Annotated in this window: 14 protein-coding genes; 7 read left to right on the forward strand and 7 right to left on the reverse strand. The window is 74.1% G+C overall.

What is annotated here, in order from left to right:
• Positions 1-108: 108 nt before the first annotated feature.
• The 3 genes from CCN35_RS15320 to CCN35_RS15330 form a co-directional block, all read right to left on the reverse strand.
• On the reverse strand, positions 109-2,493 hold the full coding sequence (locus tag CCN35_RS15320; protein WP_086793125.1) for a phosphoketolase family protein: 2,385 nt from the start codon (positions 2,491-2,493) through the stop codon (positions 109-111).
• A gap of 134 nt (positions 2,494-2,627) precedes the next feature.
• Positions 2,628-4,193, reverse strand: a complete 1,566-nt coding sequence (locus CCN35_RS15325) for a cellulose-binding domain-containing protein (RefSeq protein ID WP_086793129.1) — start codon at positions 4,191-4,193, stop codon at positions 2,628-2,630.
• A 199-nt stretch (positions 4,194-4,392) separates the two neighbouring features.
• Positions 4,393-5,784 carry a radical SAM protein gene (locus CCN35_RS15330; RefSeq protein WP_067397639.1) on the reverse strand — a complete coding sequence of 464 codons (1,392 nt, stop codon included), beginning with the start codon at positions 5,782-5,784 and terminating at the stop codon, positions 4,393-4,395.
• 174 nt (positions 5,785-5,958) lie between these two features.
• Between CCN35_RS15330 and CCN35_RS15335 the strand changes: the two genes are divergently transcribed.
• Complete coding sequence (locus tag CCN35_RS15335) at positions 5,959-7,215, forward strand: FAD-binding protein (RefSeq protein ID WP_067397638.1); 1,257 nt, start codon at positions 5,959-5,961, stop codon at positions 7,213-7,215.
• On the opposite strand, the gene CCN35_RS15340 is transcribed toward CCN35_RS15335, so the two are convergent.
• A complete protein-coding gene (locus CCN35_RS15340) occupies positions 7,178-8,023 on the reverse strand; it encodes an isocitrate lyase/PEP mutase family protein (RefSeq protein WP_086793131.1) in 846 nt (281 codons plus the stop codon). The two genes, CCN35_RS15335 and CCN35_RS15340, sit on opposite strands and share 38 nt — an antisense overlap.
• Before the next feature lie 286 nt (positions 8,024-8,309).
• Here CCN35_RS15340 and CCN35_RS15345 point away from each other — a divergent pair, with 286 nt between their 5' ends.
• Positions 8,310-8,642 (forward strand): putative quinol monooxygenase, encoded by a 333-nt coding sequence (locus tag CCN35_RS15345; protein WP_067400388.1) that lies wholly within the window; start codon positions 8,310-8,312, stop codon positions 8,640-8,642.
• A gap of 405 nt (positions 8,643-9,047) precedes the next feature.
• A complete protein-coding gene (gene mmuM / locus CCN35_RS15350; protein WP_067400385.1) occupies positions 9,048-9,974 on the forward strand; it encodes a homocysteine S-methyltransferase in 927 nt (308 codons plus the stop codon).
• 43 nt (positions 9,975-10,017) lie between these two features.
• Here mmuM and CCN35_RS15355 read toward each other — a convergent pair whose 3' ends face one another.
• Positions 10,018-11,583 (reverse strand): carboxylesterase/lipase family protein, encoded by a 1,566-nt coding sequence (locus CCN35_RS15355; RefSeq protein WP_211285529.1) that lies wholly within the window; start codon positions 11,581-11,583, stop codon positions 10,018-10,020.
• A gap of 251 nt (positions 11,584-11,834) precedes the next feature.
• Between CCN35_RS15355 and CCN35_RS15360 the strand changes: the two genes are divergently transcribed.
• Positions 11,835-12,263 (forward strand): VOC family protein, encoded by a 429-nt coding sequence (locus CCN35_RS15360; RefSeq protein ID WP_086793133.1) that lies wholly within the window; start codon positions 11,835-11,837, stop codon positions 12,261-12,263.
• Here CCN35_RS15360 and CCN35_RS15365 read toward each other — a convergent pair.
• Both CCN35_RS15365 and CCN35_RS15370 read right to left on the reverse strand, forming a co-directional pair.
• Positions 12,246-12,932, reverse strand: coding sequence for a helix-turn-helix transcriptional regulator (locus CCN35_RS15365; RefSeq protein WP_086793135.1), 687 nt, complete (start codon positions 12,930-12,932; stop codon positions 12,246-12,248). The two genes, CCN35_RS15360 and CCN35_RS15365, sit on opposite strands and share 18 nt — an antisense overlap.
• 128 nt (positions 12,933-13,060) lie before the next feature.
• A complete protein-coding gene (locus tag CCN35_RS15370; protein ID WP_079130039.1) occupies positions 13,061-14,230 on the reverse strand; it encodes a YihY/virulence factor BrkB family protein in 1,170 nt (389 codons plus the stop codon).
• Positions 14,231-14,372: 142 nt separating this feature from the next.
• Between CCN35_RS15370 and CCN35_RS15375 the strand changes: the two genes are divergently transcribed.
• From CCN35_RS15375 to CCN35_RS15385, 3 genes are all read left to right on the forward strand, one after another.
• A complete protein-coding gene (locus tag CCN35_RS15375; RefSeq protein WP_067400377.1) occupies positions 14,373-16,007 on the forward strand; it encodes an acyl-CoA dehydrogenase family protein in 1,635 nt (544 codons plus the stop codon).
• 253 nt (positions 16,008-16,260) lie between these two features.
• Positions 16,261-17,550, forward strand: a complete 1,290-nt coding sequence (locus tag CCN35_RS15380) for a helix-turn-helix domain-containing protein (protein ID WP_245863187.1) — start codon at positions 16,261-16,263, stop codon at positions 17,548-17,550.
• 278 nt (positions 17,551-17,828) lie between these two features.
• A complete protein-coding gene (locus CCN35_RS15385; RefSeq protein ID WP_067400369.1) occupies positions 17,829-19,175 on the forward strand; it encodes a hypothetical protein in 1,347 nt (448 codons plus the stop codon).
• Positions 19,176-19,189: the final 14 nt, after the last annotated feature.

A 19,189-nucleotide genomic window follows, 5' to 3' on the forward strand; every position in this document is an offset into this window, starting at 1 on the left:
CGTTTTTCGGTGTCCACCGCGTTTTCGGTGTCCACCGCGATTCTTCACCCTCGGTCCGCACGGGACCAGGGCCGGTCGGCCCCGGTCCCCCGGTCCGCGGCAGGAGGCTCAGCCGTCCCAGGACCAGTCCGTCACCTCGGGCATGTCCACTCCGTGTTCCCGGATCCAGGCGTGGTGACGCAGCCGGGCGTCCTCCATGCGCTGGCGGACGGCGGCGGCGCGCACCGCGAGGCCGGGGACGCGGTCGATGACGTCCATGACCAGGCGGTAGCGGTCCAGGTCGTTGCTGACCACCATGTCGAACGGGGTGGTCGTGGTGCCGATCTCCTTGTAGCCGCGCACATGCAGATGGGGGTGGCCGGTGCGCCGGTAGGCCAGGCGGTGGATCAGCCACGGGTAGCCGTGGTAGGCGCAGATCACCGGCTTGTCCCGGGTGAACAGGCCGTCGTACTCGAAGTCGGTCATCCCGTGGGGGTGCTCCTCGCGGGGCATCAGCCGGGCGATGTCCACGACGTTGACCACGCGCACGGCCAGCTCGGGCAGGTGCCGGCGCAGCAGCTGGGCGGCGGCCAGCACCTCCTGCGTGGGCACGTCGCCGGCGCAGGCCAGCACCACGTCCGGTTCGCGGCTGCCGTCCTCGGTGCCGGCCCAGTCCCAGATGCCGGCGCCGCGTGCGCAGTGCACCTTCGCCTGTTCCATGGACAGCCAGTCGAAGCAGGGCTGCTTGCCGGCGACGATCACATTGACGTAGTCCCGGCTGCGCAGGACGTGGTCGGCCACGGACAGCAGGGTGTTGGCGTCCGGCGGGAAGTAGACCCGCACGGCCTCCGGGCTCTTGTTCAGGACATGATCGACGAAGCCGGGGTCCTGGTGGGAGAAGCCGTTGTGGTCCTGGCGCCACACATGCGAGGTGAGCAGGTAGTTGAGGGAGGCGATGGGGGCGCGCCAGGACAGCCGGCGGGTGGTGCGCAGCCACTTGATGTGCTGGTTGACCATCGAGTCGACGATGTGCACGAACGCCTCGTAGCAGGAGAACAGCCCGTGCCGGCCGGTGAGGAGGTAGCCCTCCAGCCAGCCCTGGCAGGTGTGCTCGGACAGGATCTCCATCACCCGGCCGTGGCGGTCGAGGTGCTCGTCCACGTCGAGGACGGCGGCCTGCCAGGCCTTGCCGCTGGCGGCGTAGACAGCCTCGAGGCGGTTGGAGGCGGTCTCGTCGGGGCCCAGGAGACGGAAGTCGCGCCGGTCGGCGGTGGCGGCCATGAGGTCCTGGAGCATCCCGCCGAGGACGCGGGTCGGTTCGTGCAGGGTCGCACCGGGCTTGTCGACCTCGACGGCGTGCTTCTCCAGCGGCGGCAGCGGCAGCTCGCGCACCAGCAGTCCGCCGTTGGCGTGCGGGGTGGCGCCGAGCCGGCGCGCGCCCTCGGGGATGCAGGCCAGGACGTCGGGACGCGGGGCGCCGTGCTCGTCGAACAGTTCCTCGGGGCGGTACGAGCGCAGCCACTGCTCCAGTTGCCGCAGATGCCCGGGGTTGTCCCGGACGGCGGCCAGCGGGACCTGGTGGGAGCGCCAGGTGTCCTCCACGGGCAGGCCGTCGACCTCGGCGGGGCCGGTCCAGCCCTTGGGGGTGCGCAGCACGATCATGGGCCAGCGGGGCCGGTCGGTGACGCCCTCGCTGCGGGCGGCGTGCTGGAGTGCGGCGATGCGGTCCAGCGCGGTGTCCATGGCCGCGGCCAGGGCGCGGTGGACGGCGGCGGGTTCGTCGCCGGCGACGTGGATCGGGTCGTGGCCGTATCCCCGCAGCAGGGCGTCGAGCTCGTCCTCGGGCAGCCGGGCCGGCACCGTGGGGTTGGCGATCTTGTAGCCGTTGAGGTGCAGGATCGGCAGGACGGCGCCGTCCCCGACCGGGTCGAGGAACTTGTTGGAGTGCCAGGACGCGGCCAGCGGGCCGGTCTCCGCCTCGCCGTCGCCGATCACGCAGGCGACGAGCAGGTCCGGGTTGTCGAACGCGGCGCCGTAGGCGTGGGAGAGCGAGTAGCCGAGCTCCCCGCCCTCGTGGATGGAGCCCGGCGTCTCGGGGGCGACATGGCTGGGCACCCCGCCGGGGAAGGAGAACTGCCGGAACAGCCGCGCCATGCCGGGCGCGTCCCGGGTGATGTCCGGGTAGGTCTCGGTGTACGAGCCCTCCAGCCAGGAGTTGGCGAGCACGGCGGGCCCGCCGTGGCCGGGCCCCCAGATGCACAGGGCGTTCAGATCACGGGCCTTGATGACCCGGTTGAGGTGGGTGTAGACGAGGTTGAGGCCGGGCGCGGTGCCCCAGTGGCCGAGCAGGCGCGGCTTGATGTGCTCCGGGCGCAGCGGCTCGGTCAGCAGCGGGTTGGCCATCAGATAGATCTGGCCGGCGGAAAGATAGTTCGCGGCACGCCAGTGGGCGTCCAGCTGCGCGAGTTCCTCGTCCGTGAGTCCGGGGGGTTCCTGCTGCGTCTGGGCGGGCATCGGGAGTCCTTTCCGGGGCGGGACGGCGGCGGGAGTACCGCGTGCCGGGGGCACGTCTCCCACCCTCCTCGCCTCCCCGGGTATCCGACAGGGCCGTTCGGGTCACCCCGGGGAGCCGGACTTCCCGTGCGCGGTCAGGTGATCACGCAGTCGTGGCCGTTCAGCGTGAAGCCGTGCGGCGCGCCGTTCCTGCCCTGCCAGGTGCCGATGAAGCCGAAGGTCAGGGTGCCGCCCGCGGCGACGGACCTGTTGTAGTCGGCGGCGGTGGCGACGACGCGGGGCCCCTTCCGGACGACGTTCGCATCCCACATCCGGGTGACCCGCTGTCCGTCGCGGAAGGACCAGGACACCTGCCAGGTGTCGAGGGCGCGGACGGTGGTGACGGTGACGACGGCCTGGAAGCCGTCCTGCCACTGGTCCCTCAGGTCGTAGCGGACCCGGCAGAGCGGCGCGGCGCTCCGGTCCGGGCCGGCGGTGCCGCTCTCAGCGGTCTCATCGGTCTCATCGGTATCGCCGGTCTCACCGCTCTCGTCGGCGGTGGCGGTGGAGGCGCCCTGGGGTCCGGGGTTCTTGCGGTCGGCCCGGGTCTCCGTTCCGGTCGCGGACGGCGTGCCCGGGGCGGACGCGGACGGGGACGCGGAGGCGGGACCGCCCGTGGAGGGGGAGACCGGGGCGGACGAGGAGGGGCCGGCGGCCGGCAGGGGCAGGCCGGAGTCGGCGACCGGCAGGGCGTCGACGTCACCGCGCGCGGTGTCGTCCGCGGAGCCGCCGAACGGCATCATCGACACCACCAGCGCCAGCCCGGACAGGGCGACCGCCGCGGCGAGCAGGCTGCCGCGCACGATCCGCGCCCGGGTGGCGTTCTCGGCCGGCTCCCCGTAGCCGGGGCTCACCGGCTCGGAGCGGCGGGCGCCCAGACGCGCCTCGGCGGCCCGGCGGCGGCGCTCCAGATAGGCCAGGCCGCCCCAGCCGATCACGCCGCCGGCGAGGGCGGCCGGCAGCTCGCCGCCGTTCAGCCGCAGGCAGCCGGCGGCCTCCGCGCAGTCCACGCAGGTGGCCAGGTGCCGGGTGAGGTCCTCGGGGGTCTCGGCGGCCGGTGCGGAACGGGTGACCGCGTCCAGCAGCCGGGCGTACTTGCGGCACTCCTCGTCCAGCGGGGTGTCGAGGTGGTTGCGGTGGCAGCGGTCCCGGAACAGGCTCCGGACCTGGTCGAGCTCCTCGGACACCAGCGCCGGGTCGAGCCCGAGCCGGCGGGCCACGACGGTCGACGGCAGCGCCTCCACCTCCGTCAGCCACAGCAGCGCGGCGTCCGGCTCCTGCAGGTCCCGCAGGCCGCGCAGGGCGATCGGGCGGCGCAGTGGCGGACCCGTGTAGCGGGCGGCCTTGTCGGAGTTGAGCCACAGACGCAGGTCCGGGTCCAGCCGGTGGCCGAGGCCGTCGGCCTCCCAGGACGCGGCGGTGGTGCGCACGGCGGTCAGCATCAGCGGTATCGCCGGCAGCCGGGGCGTGCGGCGGCCCCGGGAGGCGCCGGCCTCGGCGGCCCGTATCTCGCGCACGCCCAGGGCGAACGCCTCCTCGGCCAGCTCCCGGGCCGCGGAGGATCCGGCCGTGCACAGGTCGGCGTAGGAAAGCACCGCGTCCCAGCACTCGGCGTGCAGCGCGGACTCGGTCGCGTCCTTGGGGCTCGGCAGGTCGGGCATGGGTCTCCTGCATTCACGGGCGAGGCAACTCACCGTGTTCAAGAAGGAGTTGGAAGGAACCTCGCAGCAGGGCACGAGCTTTTCACGCCCGTGACACAACTGACAAGCCGCGTATTCGGAATGCCACGACGGACGGCAAGTCCGCGACTTCGCCGTCCGTCGCACGCGACCGGGCCCTTCCGGGACCCCGGCACCGGGCTCACACGGAGCTTTCTCCCGGCCCGCGGCGGCCGGCCGTCCGCACCGCGGCCGGCTCCCGCGTGCCGGCCTCCTCGCCCTCCTCGTCCTCCTCGGCGGGAAGGCTGTCCATGAAGGAGCTGACCGAGAAGACCGCGCGGCCGGGGCCGGGCGGGCCGTAGCCGGGGGGCGAGGAGAGCCCGAAGTCGTCCATGGTGGCGCGGTAGGCCTCGAGCAGCCGGATGTGGTACTCCAGCGGCGCCCCCTGCGGATTGGCCTTGCCCAGCGGGGTGGTGGGCTCCGGGCACCAGGTGGTGAAGCGCGGGGTGATGCCGTGCGACATGAAGAAGCGCAGGCCCTCGGTGGTGGACGCGATGGCCTCGTCGACGGTGGTGAAGCCGTGGGGCCTGGCCATTTCCACGCCGGCCACGAAGTTGGGGATCACATTGCGGGGCCCGAAGACGTCCGCCGAGTCGAGGATGCGGCGGTGCCACTCGTCGCGGCCGACGTAGCGCTCCTTGCCCGGGCAGTACAGCTCGAACAGACGGCGGTCCCACACCTCGTAGTTGGGGTGGTAGATCTGCACGCCGTAGTCCTTGAACCGCTGCACGTCCGCCTTGGGCAGCGCCTGCGCGACGACCTTGCCGATCCAGCGGCCCGGGAAGCGCTCCTCGATGGCCTTGGCGTAGTGGCCGTAGAAGTCGGCCTCGTCCCGGCCGGCCACCGTCTTGGTGATGGCTCCGCCGGTGAGCGTGTAGGCGGTGGACGCCTTCTGGGTGTCGTACCGGTCGATGATCTCGAGCGCCTCCAGGATCTCCTCGACGTCCTTGACGCCCGTGTAGGGCCGGCCGGCCGCCTTGTGCTGGCGCCAGTTGTGGTTGATGTCGCAGTACTGGCACTCCTCCTTGGCGCCGAAGTACTGGCAGACCCGGAAGACGGTCAGATAGATCAGGTAGCCCCACTGGATGGTCGGGGCCACCTCCATGACGGACTTTCCGTTGGACAGGGTGTGCCGGTAGTACTCGGGCATGGGCGGCACACCGACGTCGGCGATGCGCCGGCCGTCGAGGTAGAGCCCGAGCAGGCCCTCGTCGTCGGCGGCCACGCGATAGGGCGAGGACGGGTTCACCCGTACCGACACGACGGTGCGCCGCAGGTCGTACGGCCCACCGGTGAGGATGATCTCCTCCGGCGGACGCCGGAGCGCGGCCTCGCCCAGCTCGGGCAGGGTGCCGTGGTCGAAGGAGAAGATGAAGTACGACTTCGGTTTGACCTCGCCGTCCTCGTTGTCGCTGAGCGCGGAGGAGTCGAAGGCCACACCACCCCGGAGCAGATCCTCCTTGAAGACGGCTTCCCGCGGCACATGCGGGAAGCGCTCCATCAGATCCTCGACCAGCGCGGTACGGCTGCCCATCCCGTCTCTCCTCACGACTTCGTACGTACGACTCCTCACGGTATGCCCCCGCCGCCGCGCACCTGGTGCCGGGTCCCCCCTCGGCCGGACGCCGCGGACGGCCGGTCGGGTAGGTTCACCCGGAGAGCACAGGGCGCGGCACGGCACAGAACACGGCACAAGGGGGGGATCGGGATGGCCCGAAGGACGACCGGGACCGTGACCAACTGGGCGGGCAACATCGTCTACACCGCCGGGGAGGTGCACCGGCCGGACTCCCCGGAGGCGCTGCGCGCGCTGGTGACCGACAGCACACGGGTGCGGGTGCTGGGCAGCGGTCACTCCTTCAACACGATCGCGGACCCGGGTGCCGGGGGCACCCTGGTGTCGCTGGAGGCGCTGCCGGCCGAGGTGGACGTCGACACGGCCGCCCGCACGGTCCGGGTGGGCGGCGGGGTCCGGTACGCGGAGCTGGCCCGCCGGGTGCACGCGCACGGCCTGGCCCTGCCCAACATGGCCTCCCTGCCGCACATCTCGGTGGCCGGGTCGGTGGCGACCGGCACCCATGGCTCCGGAGTGTCCAACGGTCCGCTCGCCTCCGCCGTACGGCAGGTGGAGATCGTCACCGCGGACGGCTCCACGGTCGTCGTCGGACGGGACGACCCGCGGTTCGGCGGGGCCGTCACCTCCCTGGGCGCGCTGGGCGTGGTCACCGCGCTCACCCTGGACCTGGAGCCCGCCTTCGCGGTCGAGCAGCATCTGTTCACCGAACTCCCGCTGGAGGGGCTGGACTTCGAGGCGGTGGCCGCCGCCGCGTACAGCGTCAGCCTGTTCACCGACTGGCGTGCTCCCGGCTTCCGCCAGGTGTGGCTCAAACGCCGCACCGACCAGCCGCTGCCCGTCTTCCCGTGGGCGGTGCCCGCCAAGGTCGCGCTGCACCCGGTGCCGGGCATGCCGGCGGAGCACTGCACGCAGCAGTTCGGCGTCCCCGGGCCCTGGCACGAGCGACTGCCGCACTTCCGGGCGGAGTTCACCCCGAGCAGCGGCGCGGAGCTGCAGTCGGAGTACCTGCTGCCGCGTGCGTGCGCCCTCGACGTCCTGCACGCCCTCGACGGCATCCGCCACGTCGTCGCCCCCGTCCTGCAGACCTGCGAGGTGCGCACCGTCGCCGCCGACGAGCAGTGGATGAGCCCGTCGTACGGCCGGGACACCGTCGCCGTGCACTTCACCTGGATCGAGGACACGGCGGCCGTCCTCCCGGTGGTGCGCCGTGTCGAGGAGGCCCTGGAGCCCTTCTCCCCCCGGCCCCACTGGGGCAAGGTCTTCACCACCCCGACGGCCGCACTGCGCGAGCGCTATCCGCGGCTGGCCGACTTCCGCTCCCTGGCCGGGGAGCTGGATCCGGCCGGGAAGTTCACCAACGCCTTCCTCGCGGACCTCCTGGCCCCGTGACTTCCCCGGCCTCCCCGGCTCCCCCGTCCGGCCGCACCGCCTCGCGGGCCGGCCGGCTGAGCTCCTGCACCTCCTCGTACGAGAAGGCGGCGTCCCGCGGGGTGCGCCCGGCCGCGACGGCGGTCATCGTCTCCACGGCCGCGGCCAGCGCCCGCCGGTACAGCAGCGAGCCGAGGCTGATCCGGCGCACGCCGAGACCGGCGAGGCGGGGGACGGTGGGACCGGCCGGGGAGCAGAGGACGTTGAGCGGGACGTCGAGGTGCTTCACGAGGGCGGCGATCGTCCCGGGCTCGGTCAGGCCGGGGACGAACACGCCGTCGGCACCGGCCTGCTGGTAGAGGTCGAGACGGCGCAGCGTCTCGGTCTCGTCTCCGTCGCCCAACCAGTACGTGTCCGTGCGCGCGTTGACGAACAGGCCGGGCACGGCGGACTTGACGGCGGCGATCTTCGCGGCGTGCCGGCCGGCCGGTCCGAGTCCGTCCTCCAGGTTGATGCCGACCGCTCCCGCCCTCCACAACTGCCGTGCGAACTCGGCCACTTCGTCCGGATCGTCGCTGAACCCGTTCTCCGCGTCGACGGAGAGCAGGAACGGCTGGGAGCCGAGGGCGAGTGCGAGCCGGAGGGTGTGGTCCCGGGTCGCGGCGGCGCCGTCGGGCAGTCCGGCGGAGGCGGCGACGCCGAGACTGGTGGTGCCGAGCGCCGGGAAGCCGAGGGCGGCGAGGGCCAGGGCGGAGGCGTGGTCCCAGGCGTTCGGCAGCAGCAGGGGCTCGTCGGCGTGGTGGAGGTCGGCGAAGGCGGTCTCACTCATGAGGGCGACGCTAGGGGCCGGTCGGTTCGGCACCGGCCGAACCGTCCCGGCAGGCCGTGCCACGCCGTCCCGCCCCTGCGGTCCGCGACCGCGCCCGGTACGCCTGCCAGGTCATCGGGCGGTGCGTCGGCCGGGACGGTCCCGGCGGGTGCGGCCGTGTCCATGGCGTCCGGTCCGCGACGGCGGTCCGTAGAGTGCGGTACGGGGCCGGTGCCGACCGGCCCGCCGGCCGCCGCCCGTGGCGCCCGGTCCCGAACGTCCCCGATCCGCCGACGAGGGAGTCCCGGTGATCTTCATTACCGCGAAGTTCAAGGTCCGCCCCGAGCACGCCGACCGGTGGCCGGAGATCGTCGCCGATTTCACCGCCGCCACCCGCGCCGAGCCCGGCTGTCTGTGGTTCGACTGGTCGCGCAGCATCGAGGATCCGACCGAGTACGTCCTGGTCGAGGCCTTCCGTGACGAGGAGGCGGGCGCGGCGCATGTGCAGTCCGAGCACTTCAGGACCGCTCAGCGGGAACTGCCGCCCCATCTGGCCGAGACCCCCCGGATCGTGAACACGACCGTCCCCCAGGACGACTGGTCGCCGCTGGGGGAGATGGCCGTCTCCGACCAGGGCTGAGCGCGCGGGCGCACGACGCGGTGGGGCAAGGGGGACAAGGGCGCTTTCCGTCCGCCCCGGGACTTCCGCCTCTCCTCCGGCGCTCCCCGGCCGCAGCCGACGCGCCGTCGCCTTCCGGTGCGACGGCTCTCGGCAAGGGCCGGGGCGTACACGTCCCCGGGCACGGACCCCTCGCCCCCGAGCACGCCCTGGGCGGCCGGGACGTCGACGGTCCGGACGTCGACGGTCCGGACGTCGACGTCCCGCCCTCCACCGGGCCTCGCCCCTCGTGCCCAGCCCCTTCCTGCCGGTTTCCTGCCGGTGGTCCCGCCGACGAAGGTGCTGGTCGACCGCCCTGTCCGGGTCCCTCAGGACGCGTCGAGGGCCTCGGGGCGGGCGCCCCGGTGCGTCGACTAGCGTCGAGACATGAACAGCGCCGTCTCCCCCACCCTCGCCGAAGCCCTCGCCGCCGGGACCGTCGTCCTCGACGGGGGGCTGTCCAATCAGCTGGAGTCGGCCGGGTACGACCTGAGCGACGAGCTGTGGTCGGCGCGGCTGCTGGACGAGCGGCCCGAGGCGGTCGTCCAGGCCCACCTCGCCTACTTCGAGGCGGGGGCCGACGTGGCGATCACCGCGAGCTACCAGGCCACGTTCGAGGGGTTCGCGAAACGGGGGACCGGCCGGGAGCGGGCGGCCGAACTCATCTCCTCGAGCGTGGAGCTGGCACGCGAGGCGGCCCGGAGGGCGCGGGCGCGGGGCGTGCTCCGGCCCCTCTGGACGGCCGCGTCGGCGGGCCCGTACGGGGCGATGCTCGCCGACGGCTCCGAGTACCGGGGACGCTACGGGCTCACCGTCGGGGAGCTGGAGCGGTTCCACCGGCCCCGGCTGGAGGTGCTGGCCGCCGCCGGGCCCGACGTGCTGGCGCTGGAGACGGTCCCGGACACGGACGAGGCACGGGCGCTGCTGCGGGCGGTGCGCGGGCTGGGGGTGCCGGCCTGGCTGTCGTACACCGTCGCCGGGGACCGCACCCGCGCGGGGCAGCCGCTGGAGGAGGCGTTCGCCCTGGCCGCCGACGCGGACGAGGTGATCGCGGTCGGGGTGAACTGCTGCGCGCCCGGCGACGCGGCCGCCGCGGTGCGAACGGCCGCCCGGGTCACCGGCAAGCCGGTCGTGGTCTACCCCAACAGCGGCGAGGCCTGGGACGCCGGGTCCCGCACCTGGGCCGGCCCCTTTGTCTTCGTCCCCGAGCAGGTCCGGCAGTGGCGTGCCGCGGGGGCCCGGCTGATCGGCGGCTGCTGTCGCGTGGGCCCGGGGACGATCACACGGATCGCCCGGGAACTGGCGGCGGTCTAGGGAGTGTCCGGGCGCGTGCGGACGCTCCGGGTGGCAGTGCCCGTCATCGTCCGCGCACCCCGCTCAGCCGCCGCAGCCGCCGTACCGTCGCGCGGAGCTCCGCCGCGCGGGAGCCGTCGGGCGCGGGCGGCGACTGGCCGGGGGCGGCACCGGCCGTCCAGAGGGCGAGTTCGGCGTCACGCGGGCCGTGGACGGTGTGCGGAGGGCCGTCGCCGAAGACACGGACCGGATGGGTGCCGTCCCAGGGCTGCCAGCCGGGGTCGCCGTCGGTGACGAAACGGACCCAGGCGGCGTGCAGGACGTCGGCGAGTTCCTGCGGGGCGCCCTCGCCGGCGAGCCGGCGGGACTCCGGGGTGTCGCCGGTGTCGAAGACGAAGCCCAGCTCCAGTCCGTGACAGGCACCGAGACCGGGCAGCCGCGAGGGCCAGGCGAACTCGTAGACGTACGACGAACCCGGGCGGGCGTCGGCCAGCCGGTGCAGCGGACGGCGCAGCAGATGGTCGGTGACCATCTGGCCGACGATCTCCGCGGTGCCCGCCCCGGGGTGCAGGGCGCGGTAGCCGCGGACCACCTCGTGCCCGCAGCGGCAGCGGGCCATGGCGCCGGCCAGTGCGACCGGGCCGAGCCGGTCGACGTGCTCCATCAGGCCGCCGGGGACCAGCCACAGCCGGTACTCGTCGCGGGTCCAGCCCATGAGGAGGCCGGCGTCGCGCGCCGCGTCCCCTTCCACCAGCGCCTGGAGCGGGTCGCGGGGCACGAGGTCGCCGTCGACGACGATGCCGAAGGCGGGCCCGCCCAGCACCGGGCCGCCGAACCGGCCGGCCTCGGCCTGGGTGCGCAGCAGCAGCTCCCGGTCGACGGCGGCGAACGCCTCGGCGGTGGCGGGCACCTTCAGCCGGGCCGCCATGCGCCGCACCATCCGCCGCACCTTGTCGCGGTCGAGCGCCTCCGGCGGCCCGCTCTGCAGGACGGCCCGCCGGAACAGGCCCCGGGCCCGGGGGGAGGCGATCAGGGCGCCGACGCTGATGGCCCCGGCCGACTGGCCGGCCAGGGTGATCCGTCCGGGGTCGCCGCCGAAGGCCTCGATCGACTCGTGGACCCAGTGCAGGGCGGCCAGCTGGTCGCGCAGGCCGAGGTTGGCGGGGGCGTCCGGGAACAGTCCGTAGCCCTCCACGCCCAGCCGGTAGTTGACGGAGACGAGGACGACCCCGTCGCGGGCGAAGCCGCGTCCGTCGTACACCGGGACGGCCGAGGAGCCGCGGGTCAGCGCGCCGCCGTGCAGCCACACCAGGACGGGGAGCCGGGCGCCCGGGTCCGGCTCGGGCGTCCACACATTGAGGTTGAGGCAGTCGTCGCCGGGGACGACCGGGTCGGACAGGTACCGCGCGAAGATCTCCGAGTACGGCGGCTTCGGCGCGGTCGGGCCGAAGGAGCCCGCGTCGCGCACGCCGTCCCAGGGGGCGGGCGGCACCGGTGGCCGGAACCGCCGGGGGCCGAAGGGGGGTGCGGCGTACGGGATGCCGCGGAACACGGCCACCCCGTGCTCGCGTCTGCCGCGCACCGCTCCGCAGGGGGTCGTGACCACGGGGTCCGTCCGGTCTGCCGTCATGTGCCCACCAGTCCTTCGCCGTGTCCTCGGCCGATGCCGCGGGAGCACTCCGCCGTCGGGAGCACTCCATGGTCTCGTGACATTCCGGTCCGTGGTACTCCGGCGCGCGTCCCGGCCTTCCCCCGGACGTCCTGCGGACTTCTTCCGGACGTCCTCGGGGCGTGCCCGGACGCGCCCGGACCCGCGCGGTCCCCCTCGGGTGTCCGTTTTCTTCAAGACCGGTGGTCACGGCCGCGCCTACCGTGCTCCCCATGACATCACCGAGTTCACCGACTTCACCCGCTCCCCGGTTCGCCGTGATCGGGCTGGTCGTCTCCGACCCGGCCGCCTCCCTCGCCTTCTACCGCCGGCTCGGGCTCGTCTTCCCCGAGGGCGCCGAGGAGCAGCCGCACGTCGAGGCCGAGCTGCCCGGCGGGCTGATCCTCGCCCTGGACACCGAGGAGACCGTCCGGTCCTACCACCCCGAGTGGCGGCCTCCGGCCGGGGGCGGCCGGGTCTCGCTCGCGTTCCGCTGCGCGACACCCGCCGAGGTCGACGCCGTGTACGAGGACCTGGTCGGCGCCGGGCACCACGGGGAGCTCAAGCCGTGGGACGCCTTCTGGGGGCAGCGGTACGCCGTCGTGCACGACCCGGACGGCAACGGCGTCGACCTGTTCGCGCCGCTACCCGCGGGCGAGTAGGTCGCTCAGCGGCATCCCGGCCAGCGCCCTCACCTCGCGGGACATGTGCGCCTGGTCGGCGAACCCGGCCCGGGCGGCCGTCTCGGCGAACGGCACACCGCGGCGGGCCAGCCCGAGGGCCCGCCGCAGCCGCAGGATGCGGGCCAGCGTCTTGGGCCCGTAGCCGAAGGCGGTCAGGCAGCGGCGGTGCAGCCGGCGGGCGCCGATGCCGAGCGCGTCGGCGGTCGCGGCGACCGAGAGGCCGGACTCGAGGGCGGTGACGACCCGGGCCGGCAGAGGGTCGGGCGGCCCGGTCCCGGCCGCCCGCTCCAGGGCCACCGCCTCCAGCGCGGCGGCCGGGTCGTCCGCCGCCCCGAGCCGGTCGCGCAGCCGCCGGACCGTCGCGGCCGGCCACAGGTCGGCGAGGTCGACCCGCTGGTCGCGCAGTTCGTGTGCGGGCACCCCCAGATAGGCGGGTGCCGTGCCGGGAAAGAAACGCACCCCGGCCCAGAGCGCGGGCGGCCCGGGAGGGACGTGCGCGCGTGTGTCCGCGCCGGCGACGAGCAGCCGGCCCTCGCTCCACAGCAGGTCCATGCAGCCGTCGGGCAGCACGGGGCGTGCCCCGGAGGGGTCCGGGATGCTGCGCCACACGACCGCGCCGGGCAGGCGGGAGGGGCGTTCCTGGTACACGCGGACAGGCTACCCGCGCCCCGCCGGGCCCCTACCGCGCCGCTTCCGCGCCCCTTCCATGGCCCCTTCCGCACCGCTTCCGTGCCGTTCGCCGCCGCTCCCCCGCCGCTTTCCGCGTCGCTTCCGCGTCACTTCTGCGTCGACGAACCGTTCTGGTCGTTCTTGTGCGGGCCGCGCACACGTGCGCTCCTCACATGCGCCCGCAGCCGTGCCGTCACGTCCTCCGGGGGCAGGAAGCGCGACCAGCGCTCGGGGAACTCCGACGGCATGTCGGGGTCGTCCGGGTCGTCGGGGGAGCCCTTGCGGAGCGCGGCGGCGCGGGCCACGTACTCGGCGATCTGCGCCTGGCGCACCCGCTCGTTGGCGGCGCGGGCCGCGGCCGTGGCGGCGGTCGGCCAGACATGGTCGATGGCGGCGTTGACCGCGGCCCCGACGAGCACGGCGAACGCGGACACGCCGATCCACAGCAGCACGGCGACCGGCGCGGCCAGGGAGCCGTAGATGGTCGGGCCCTCGACGGTGTTGGTGAGGTAGATCCGCAGCAGGAAGCTGCCCACCACCCACATGGCCAGGGCGACCAGGGCACCGGGCACGTCCTCGATCCACGGGGAGCGCACCGGCACGGACACGTGGTACAGCGTGGTCAGGAAGACGATGGACAGCACGATGACGACGGGCCAGTACAGGATCTGGACGAGCGTCGTCGACCAGGGCAGGATCCGCACCACCGCGTCCGGTCCCGCCACCATCAGCGGCAGCGCGACCGAGCCGATCAGCAGGGCCACGATGAACAGCCCGAAGGCCAGCAGCCGGGTCTTGACGATGCCGCGTACGCCGTCGAGGCCGTACATGACGGTGATGGTGTCGATGAAGACGTTCACCGCGCGCGAGCCGGACCACACGGCGAGCACGAAGCCGAGGGAGATCACATCGGGTCTGCCGCCCTTGGTCACGTCCCGCAGGATCGGCTCCGCGATGTCCCGCACCCCCTGGTCGGACAGGACCGTGCGGGAGGCGTCGAGGATGTTGCGCTGCACGCCGGCGATGGTGTCGGCGCCGGTCCAGGCGTCGACGTAGCCGAGCAGTCCGATCAGGCTGAGCAGCAGCGGCGGCACCGACAGCAGGGAGAAGAACGCCGCCTCGGCCGCGAGGCCCAGGATCCGGTACTCCATGCACGAATTGACGGTGTCCTTGAGCAGCAGCCAGGCCATCCTCCGTTTGGATACGTTCCGGTAGAGGGCTCGGGCCCGGTGGAGGCGGCCGGACGGCCTGTCGGGGGACTCACTGGCGGACTGCACGTCCTAAAGGTATCCCCGCCGAGGTCCGTCCCACTCGTCGGCCGGGGCGTTCACCAGGCAGGACGCACCACCGGTACCCGGTCGGCCGGGTCCGGTACGGCCGTGTGGTGGCCTGCGGCGCGCCCCGGGTAGGTTGCGTGCCATGGCAGCCCGCACCCATACCGTGACCAACCAGGTGCCCCCGCTGACCGGCTACGACGTCTTCGCCACCGACCGTGCCCTGGTCGAGGCGGTCGAGCGGTACGTCGAGGCCGGACTGCTCGAGGAGGTGCGCGAGGAGCTGTCGTCGCTCGGGCGGTCCGCGGGCTCGGCCCAGGTGCAGGAGTGGGCCGCGCAGGCCGACGGCCATCCGCCGCGGCTGCGCACGCACGACCGCTGGGGCCACCGCGTCGACGAGGTCGAGTTCCACCCGGCCTGGCACCGGCTGCTCGGCAAGGGCGTCTCGGCCGGGCTGACCGCGGCCTGGAACCGTCCGGCGGGTCATGTGCGGCGCGCGGCCGGGTTCCTGGTGTGGACGCAGGCCGAGGCCGGCACCTGCTGTCCGCTGTCGATGACCCATGCGGCCGTGCCCGCGCTGCGCGCCGACCCCGGGCTGGCGGCCGAGTGGGAGCCGCTGCTGACGTCCGCGGTCTACGACCGCGGACTGCGGCCCGCCCGTCTGAAGGCCGGAGTGCTGTTCGGGATGGGCATGACCGAGAAGCAGGGCGGCAGCGACGTCCGGGCGAACACCACCTCGGCACGGCCGCTCGCCGAGGACGGCGCCTACGAGCTGACGGGGCACAAGTGGTTCTGCTCGGCGCCGATGTCGGACGGGTTCCTGGTGCTGGCGCAGGCCCCGGAAGGGCTCACCTGCTTCCTGGTGCCGCGGGTGCTGCCGGACGGCACCCGGAACGTGTTCCTGATCCAGCGGCTGAAGGACAAGCTGGGCAACCGGTCGAACGCCTCCGCCGAGGTGGAGTTCGACGGGACCTGGGCGCGCCGGGTCGGCGAGGAGGGGCGCGGGGTGCGCACCATCATCGAGATGGTGGCGGCGACCCGGCTGGACTGCGTGCTCGGTTCGGCGGGGCTGATGCGGCAGGCGGTGGCGCAGGCGGTGCACCACTGCACCCACCGTTCGGCCTTCGGCGGGCCGCTCGTCGACAAGCCGCTGATGCGCAATGTGCTGGCCGACCTCGCGCTGGAGTCGGAGGCGGCGACGGCTCTGGCGCTGCGGCTCGCCGCCGCCTGCGACGACGGCGGCGAGCAGGAGCGGGCCTTTCTGCGTCTGGCGCTGCCGGCCGCCAAGTACTGGGTGACCAAGCGGTGTGCGCCGGTCGTGGTGGAGGCCGCCGAGTGCCTGGGCGGCAACGGGTACGTGGAGGAGTCCGGGCTGCCCCGTCTGGTGCGGGAGTCGCCGCTCAACTCCATCTGGGAGGGCGCGGGGAACGTCCAGGCGCTGGACGTGCTGCGTGCGCTGCGGCGGGAGCAGGGGGCGCTCGACGCGTATCTGCGGGAGGTGGGCCGGGCGCGCGGCGCCGACCACCGGCTGGACGCGGCGATCAGGGATCTGCTGACCGAGCTGGCCGATCTGGAGGGGGTGGAGGCCCGGGCCCGGAGGCTGGCCGAGCGGCTGGCGCTGGTGCTCCAGGGGGCGTTGCTGGTGCGGCACGCGCCGCCGGAGGTCGCCGACGCGTTCTGCGCCTCGCGGCTGGGCCGCGAGTGGGGTGCGGCCTTCGGCACGCTGCCGCACACGCTGAACCTGGCGGCGGTGGTGGACCGGGCGCGCCCGGCGCACTGAGGGGCGCACAGGCGGCGGACACAGCGCGGGGGTGGTGCTGCGCCGACACGGCACCACCCCCGCTGTACCGGCCTTGCGCGGGCCGGGGGCGTCGCATGGGGCGACGTGTCACGAGTCTCGACCGGCGCACGCTCGTTCACCAGGGTTGCAAGGGGTTGCATTCCCGCCGTCCTTCGTGCCGGACTGCGCCCTTCCGCGTTCTCCGGACGGCACCATGAATCGGGCGTGCCCCCTTTTTCCCGGAAGGACACCAGTGGCGAAAACGCCGAAGAACACGACGCAGATCGCCGCCGTCGACACGGCGCGGGCGGCGCGGACGCTGAGCGAGACGCGCTCCGCGACGCTCGCCGGACGGCGTGCGCGGGTGGCACCGCGCCCGGTGATCGGGCAGTCCTGGGAGCGGTTGCTGCGCCGCGGTCTCGACCCCGACCGGGGAGCCTGGGTCCGTCCGCTGTCCCCCGAGGAGGTGGCACGGCGGCGGGAGACGTCCCCGCTGCGGCATGTGCTGCCGGTGCTGCGCGAGGGGCTGCTGCCGGCCTCGGGCGCCGTCCGTCACATCATGGCGGTCGCCGACGAGGACGGCCGGGTGCTGTGGCGCGAGGGCAGCCCGTCGGTGCTGCGCAAGGCCGACCGGCTCGGTTTCGCGCCCGGCGCCGACTGGCGGGAGGAGGTCGTCGGCACCAACGGGGTGGGCACCGCCGCGGTGGTGCGCCGGCCCGTCCAGGTCTTCGCCTCGGAGCACTTCGTGCGCTCGCACACCTCGTGGACCTGTGCGGGCGCCCCCCTCGTCGATCCCCGCAACGGCCGGCTGCTCGGTGTGGTGGACGTCAGCGGACCGCTGGAGACCATGCACCCGGCCACGACGGCCTGGGTCGGCGCGGTGGCCAAACTGGCCGAGGCGCGGCTGCGGGAGCTGCACCAGGCCTCGCTGGAGCGGCTGCGGGCGGTGGGCGCCCCGGTGCTGGCCCGGCTGGGCGGCCGGGCGGCGGTGGTGGACGGGGACGGCTGGACGGCGGCGGTGACCCGGATGCCGTACACCGAGCGGATCGCGCTGCCCAAGTCCCCCACGCCGGGCCGCCGGTGGCTGCCGTCGATCGGTCTGTGCTCCCTGGAGCCGCTGGCGGACGGCTGGTTGGTGCGGGCGGGCGAGGAACCGGTCCCGCAGGACGGCGTCCGGATCGTGCTGGACCTGACCCGGCCGCACCGCTGGTCGGTGACCGTCCTCGGCGGCGCGGGCTCCTGGAGCCAGGAACTGAGCCCCCGGCACGCCGAACTGCTCTATCTGCTCGCCGAGCACCGCGCCGGGCGCAGCGCGGCGGAACTGGCCGAGGACCTCTACGGCGATCCGGCCCGCACCGTGACCGTCCGGGCGGAGATGTCCCGGGTGCGGCGGTATCTGGGTGCGTTCCTGGAGCACCGCCCCTACCGCTTCCGTGAGGACGTCGAGGTCGAGGTGCTGCTCCCGGACGACCCGGCCGCCCTGCTGCCGCACTCGGCGGCACCGTCGGTACGGCTCGGACGGGCGCCCTCGCACGGCGTGTGAGGCACGGCGGGGCGACCCGAACGTTCTTCGCCAGGCGGCCCGGGCGGTCCCCGGGGATCCCCGAGCGGTCCCGAAGGCGGCAGAGGTGGTCCCGGGGTGGCATCTTCCGTGCATTTGCCGGGTCTTCGTCCTCCCGCGGCCCGGACTGCCGTAGCATCGCCTGTGGTCGCCCCGTCTGCTTCTCGGCCAAAGCTCGAGCCGGCCGGAGCAGTTGGGCCCGCCGCACAGAGGACCCAGGGGGCGCCCGGAGGCGGACCGAGCCCTGAAAAGGGAGCTGTATGAAGCAGCGCGGCAGACATCGCAGGCGCAGACGGGGCAGGGTGCTGCGTGCGGCCCTGGCCGGGACCGGCCTCGCGCTGACCGCGGCGGCCACCCTGATCAGCACCTCGCAGGCCACGATCGCCGTCGATCCCGGCGCCCTGAAACCGCTCACCTCCGCCACCGAACTCGACCGGCTGCGGCTGACCGAACAGCCCGTGCCGCAGCGCTCCCTGGACCGGCTCGCCACGGCGATGGGCCGGCCGGTCGGCGTCGCCACGGTGCTGGAGAGCACCGACCGCAGACTGCGCACCGAGGACCAGTGCAGCGCCGAGGAGAAGAAGGCGCTGCCGATCGAACCGGCGGCCACCCGCGCGTACTGCTGGGACCCCGCCGACACCGCCGCCCACCGCTGGCGGCCGAGGTCGGTGACCACCTCCGGGGACGCCGACGACGACGGCCGCTGGGGCGCCCACCGGGTGATCCTCTCCGGCTGGTCGTACGACGGCGGCGACGGCCGCGGCCTGGCCCGGGTGGCGTTCGTCAACGCCGACGACCCGGACAACCTCACCTACACCTGGGCGCTGCTCGTCGTCCCGGTCGACGGCGGGCGGGACTACCGGGCGCTGGTCTCGCAGGTGTCGGGCATGGTCTGGTACCGGAACAAGCTGCTGGTCACCACCTCCGGCGCCGAGCGCGACGCGCTGTACGTCTACGACCTGCACCGCATCCAGCGGGCCACGGTCGGCAGCAGGGCGGTGGGCCGTGTGCCCGGCGGCTGGTCCGCGCACGGCTACCGGTGGGTGCTGCCCGCGGTCGCCTCCTACCGCCCGGCCGACGGCGACTGCGTCGAGACGGCCGGACCGGGCGGGAAGGAGCGCTCCGCACTGCCCTGCCCCAACGGCCTCTCCCTGGACCGCAGCTCCGCACCGGAGAGCCTGGTCGCCAGCCGGGCGGCCCCCGGGGACGGCGACAGCCGCACACTGCTGTGGCGCTACTCCCTCAGCCGGGACTCCGCCCGTCCCGGTCTGCTGGCCACCGACTCCTCCGGGACGGCGGTCACGAGCGAGGCGTACGAGTCGAGGGCGAGCGGCGTCCGGGGCGTGCTGTCCCACCGGACGCACCCCTTCTCGCCCCCCGACTGGTACCTGGGCCGCCCCGCGGACGAGGGCACCCGCGGCACCCTGCTGCGGCAGGACCGCCGGGGCGCGAAGACGATCGCGTGCGGCCCCGAGGGCACCCACCACTGCTGGGGCGACGGCACCGGTTCCCTGTCCTACTGGCAGGAGACCGGCGAGATCTGGTCCCTGTCGGGCCGCATGCTGTTCGCGCTGCCGCTGTCCTCGGTCGACCGGGAGATGCGCTAGGTGTTCTGTCCACG

Source organism: Streptomyces thermovulgaris (genome assembly GCF_002155915.1).
In the GTDB taxonomy this organism is placed as follows: domain Bacteria; phylum Actinomycetota; class Actinomycetes; order Streptomycetales; family Streptomycetaceae; genus Streptomyces; species Streptomyces thermovulgaris.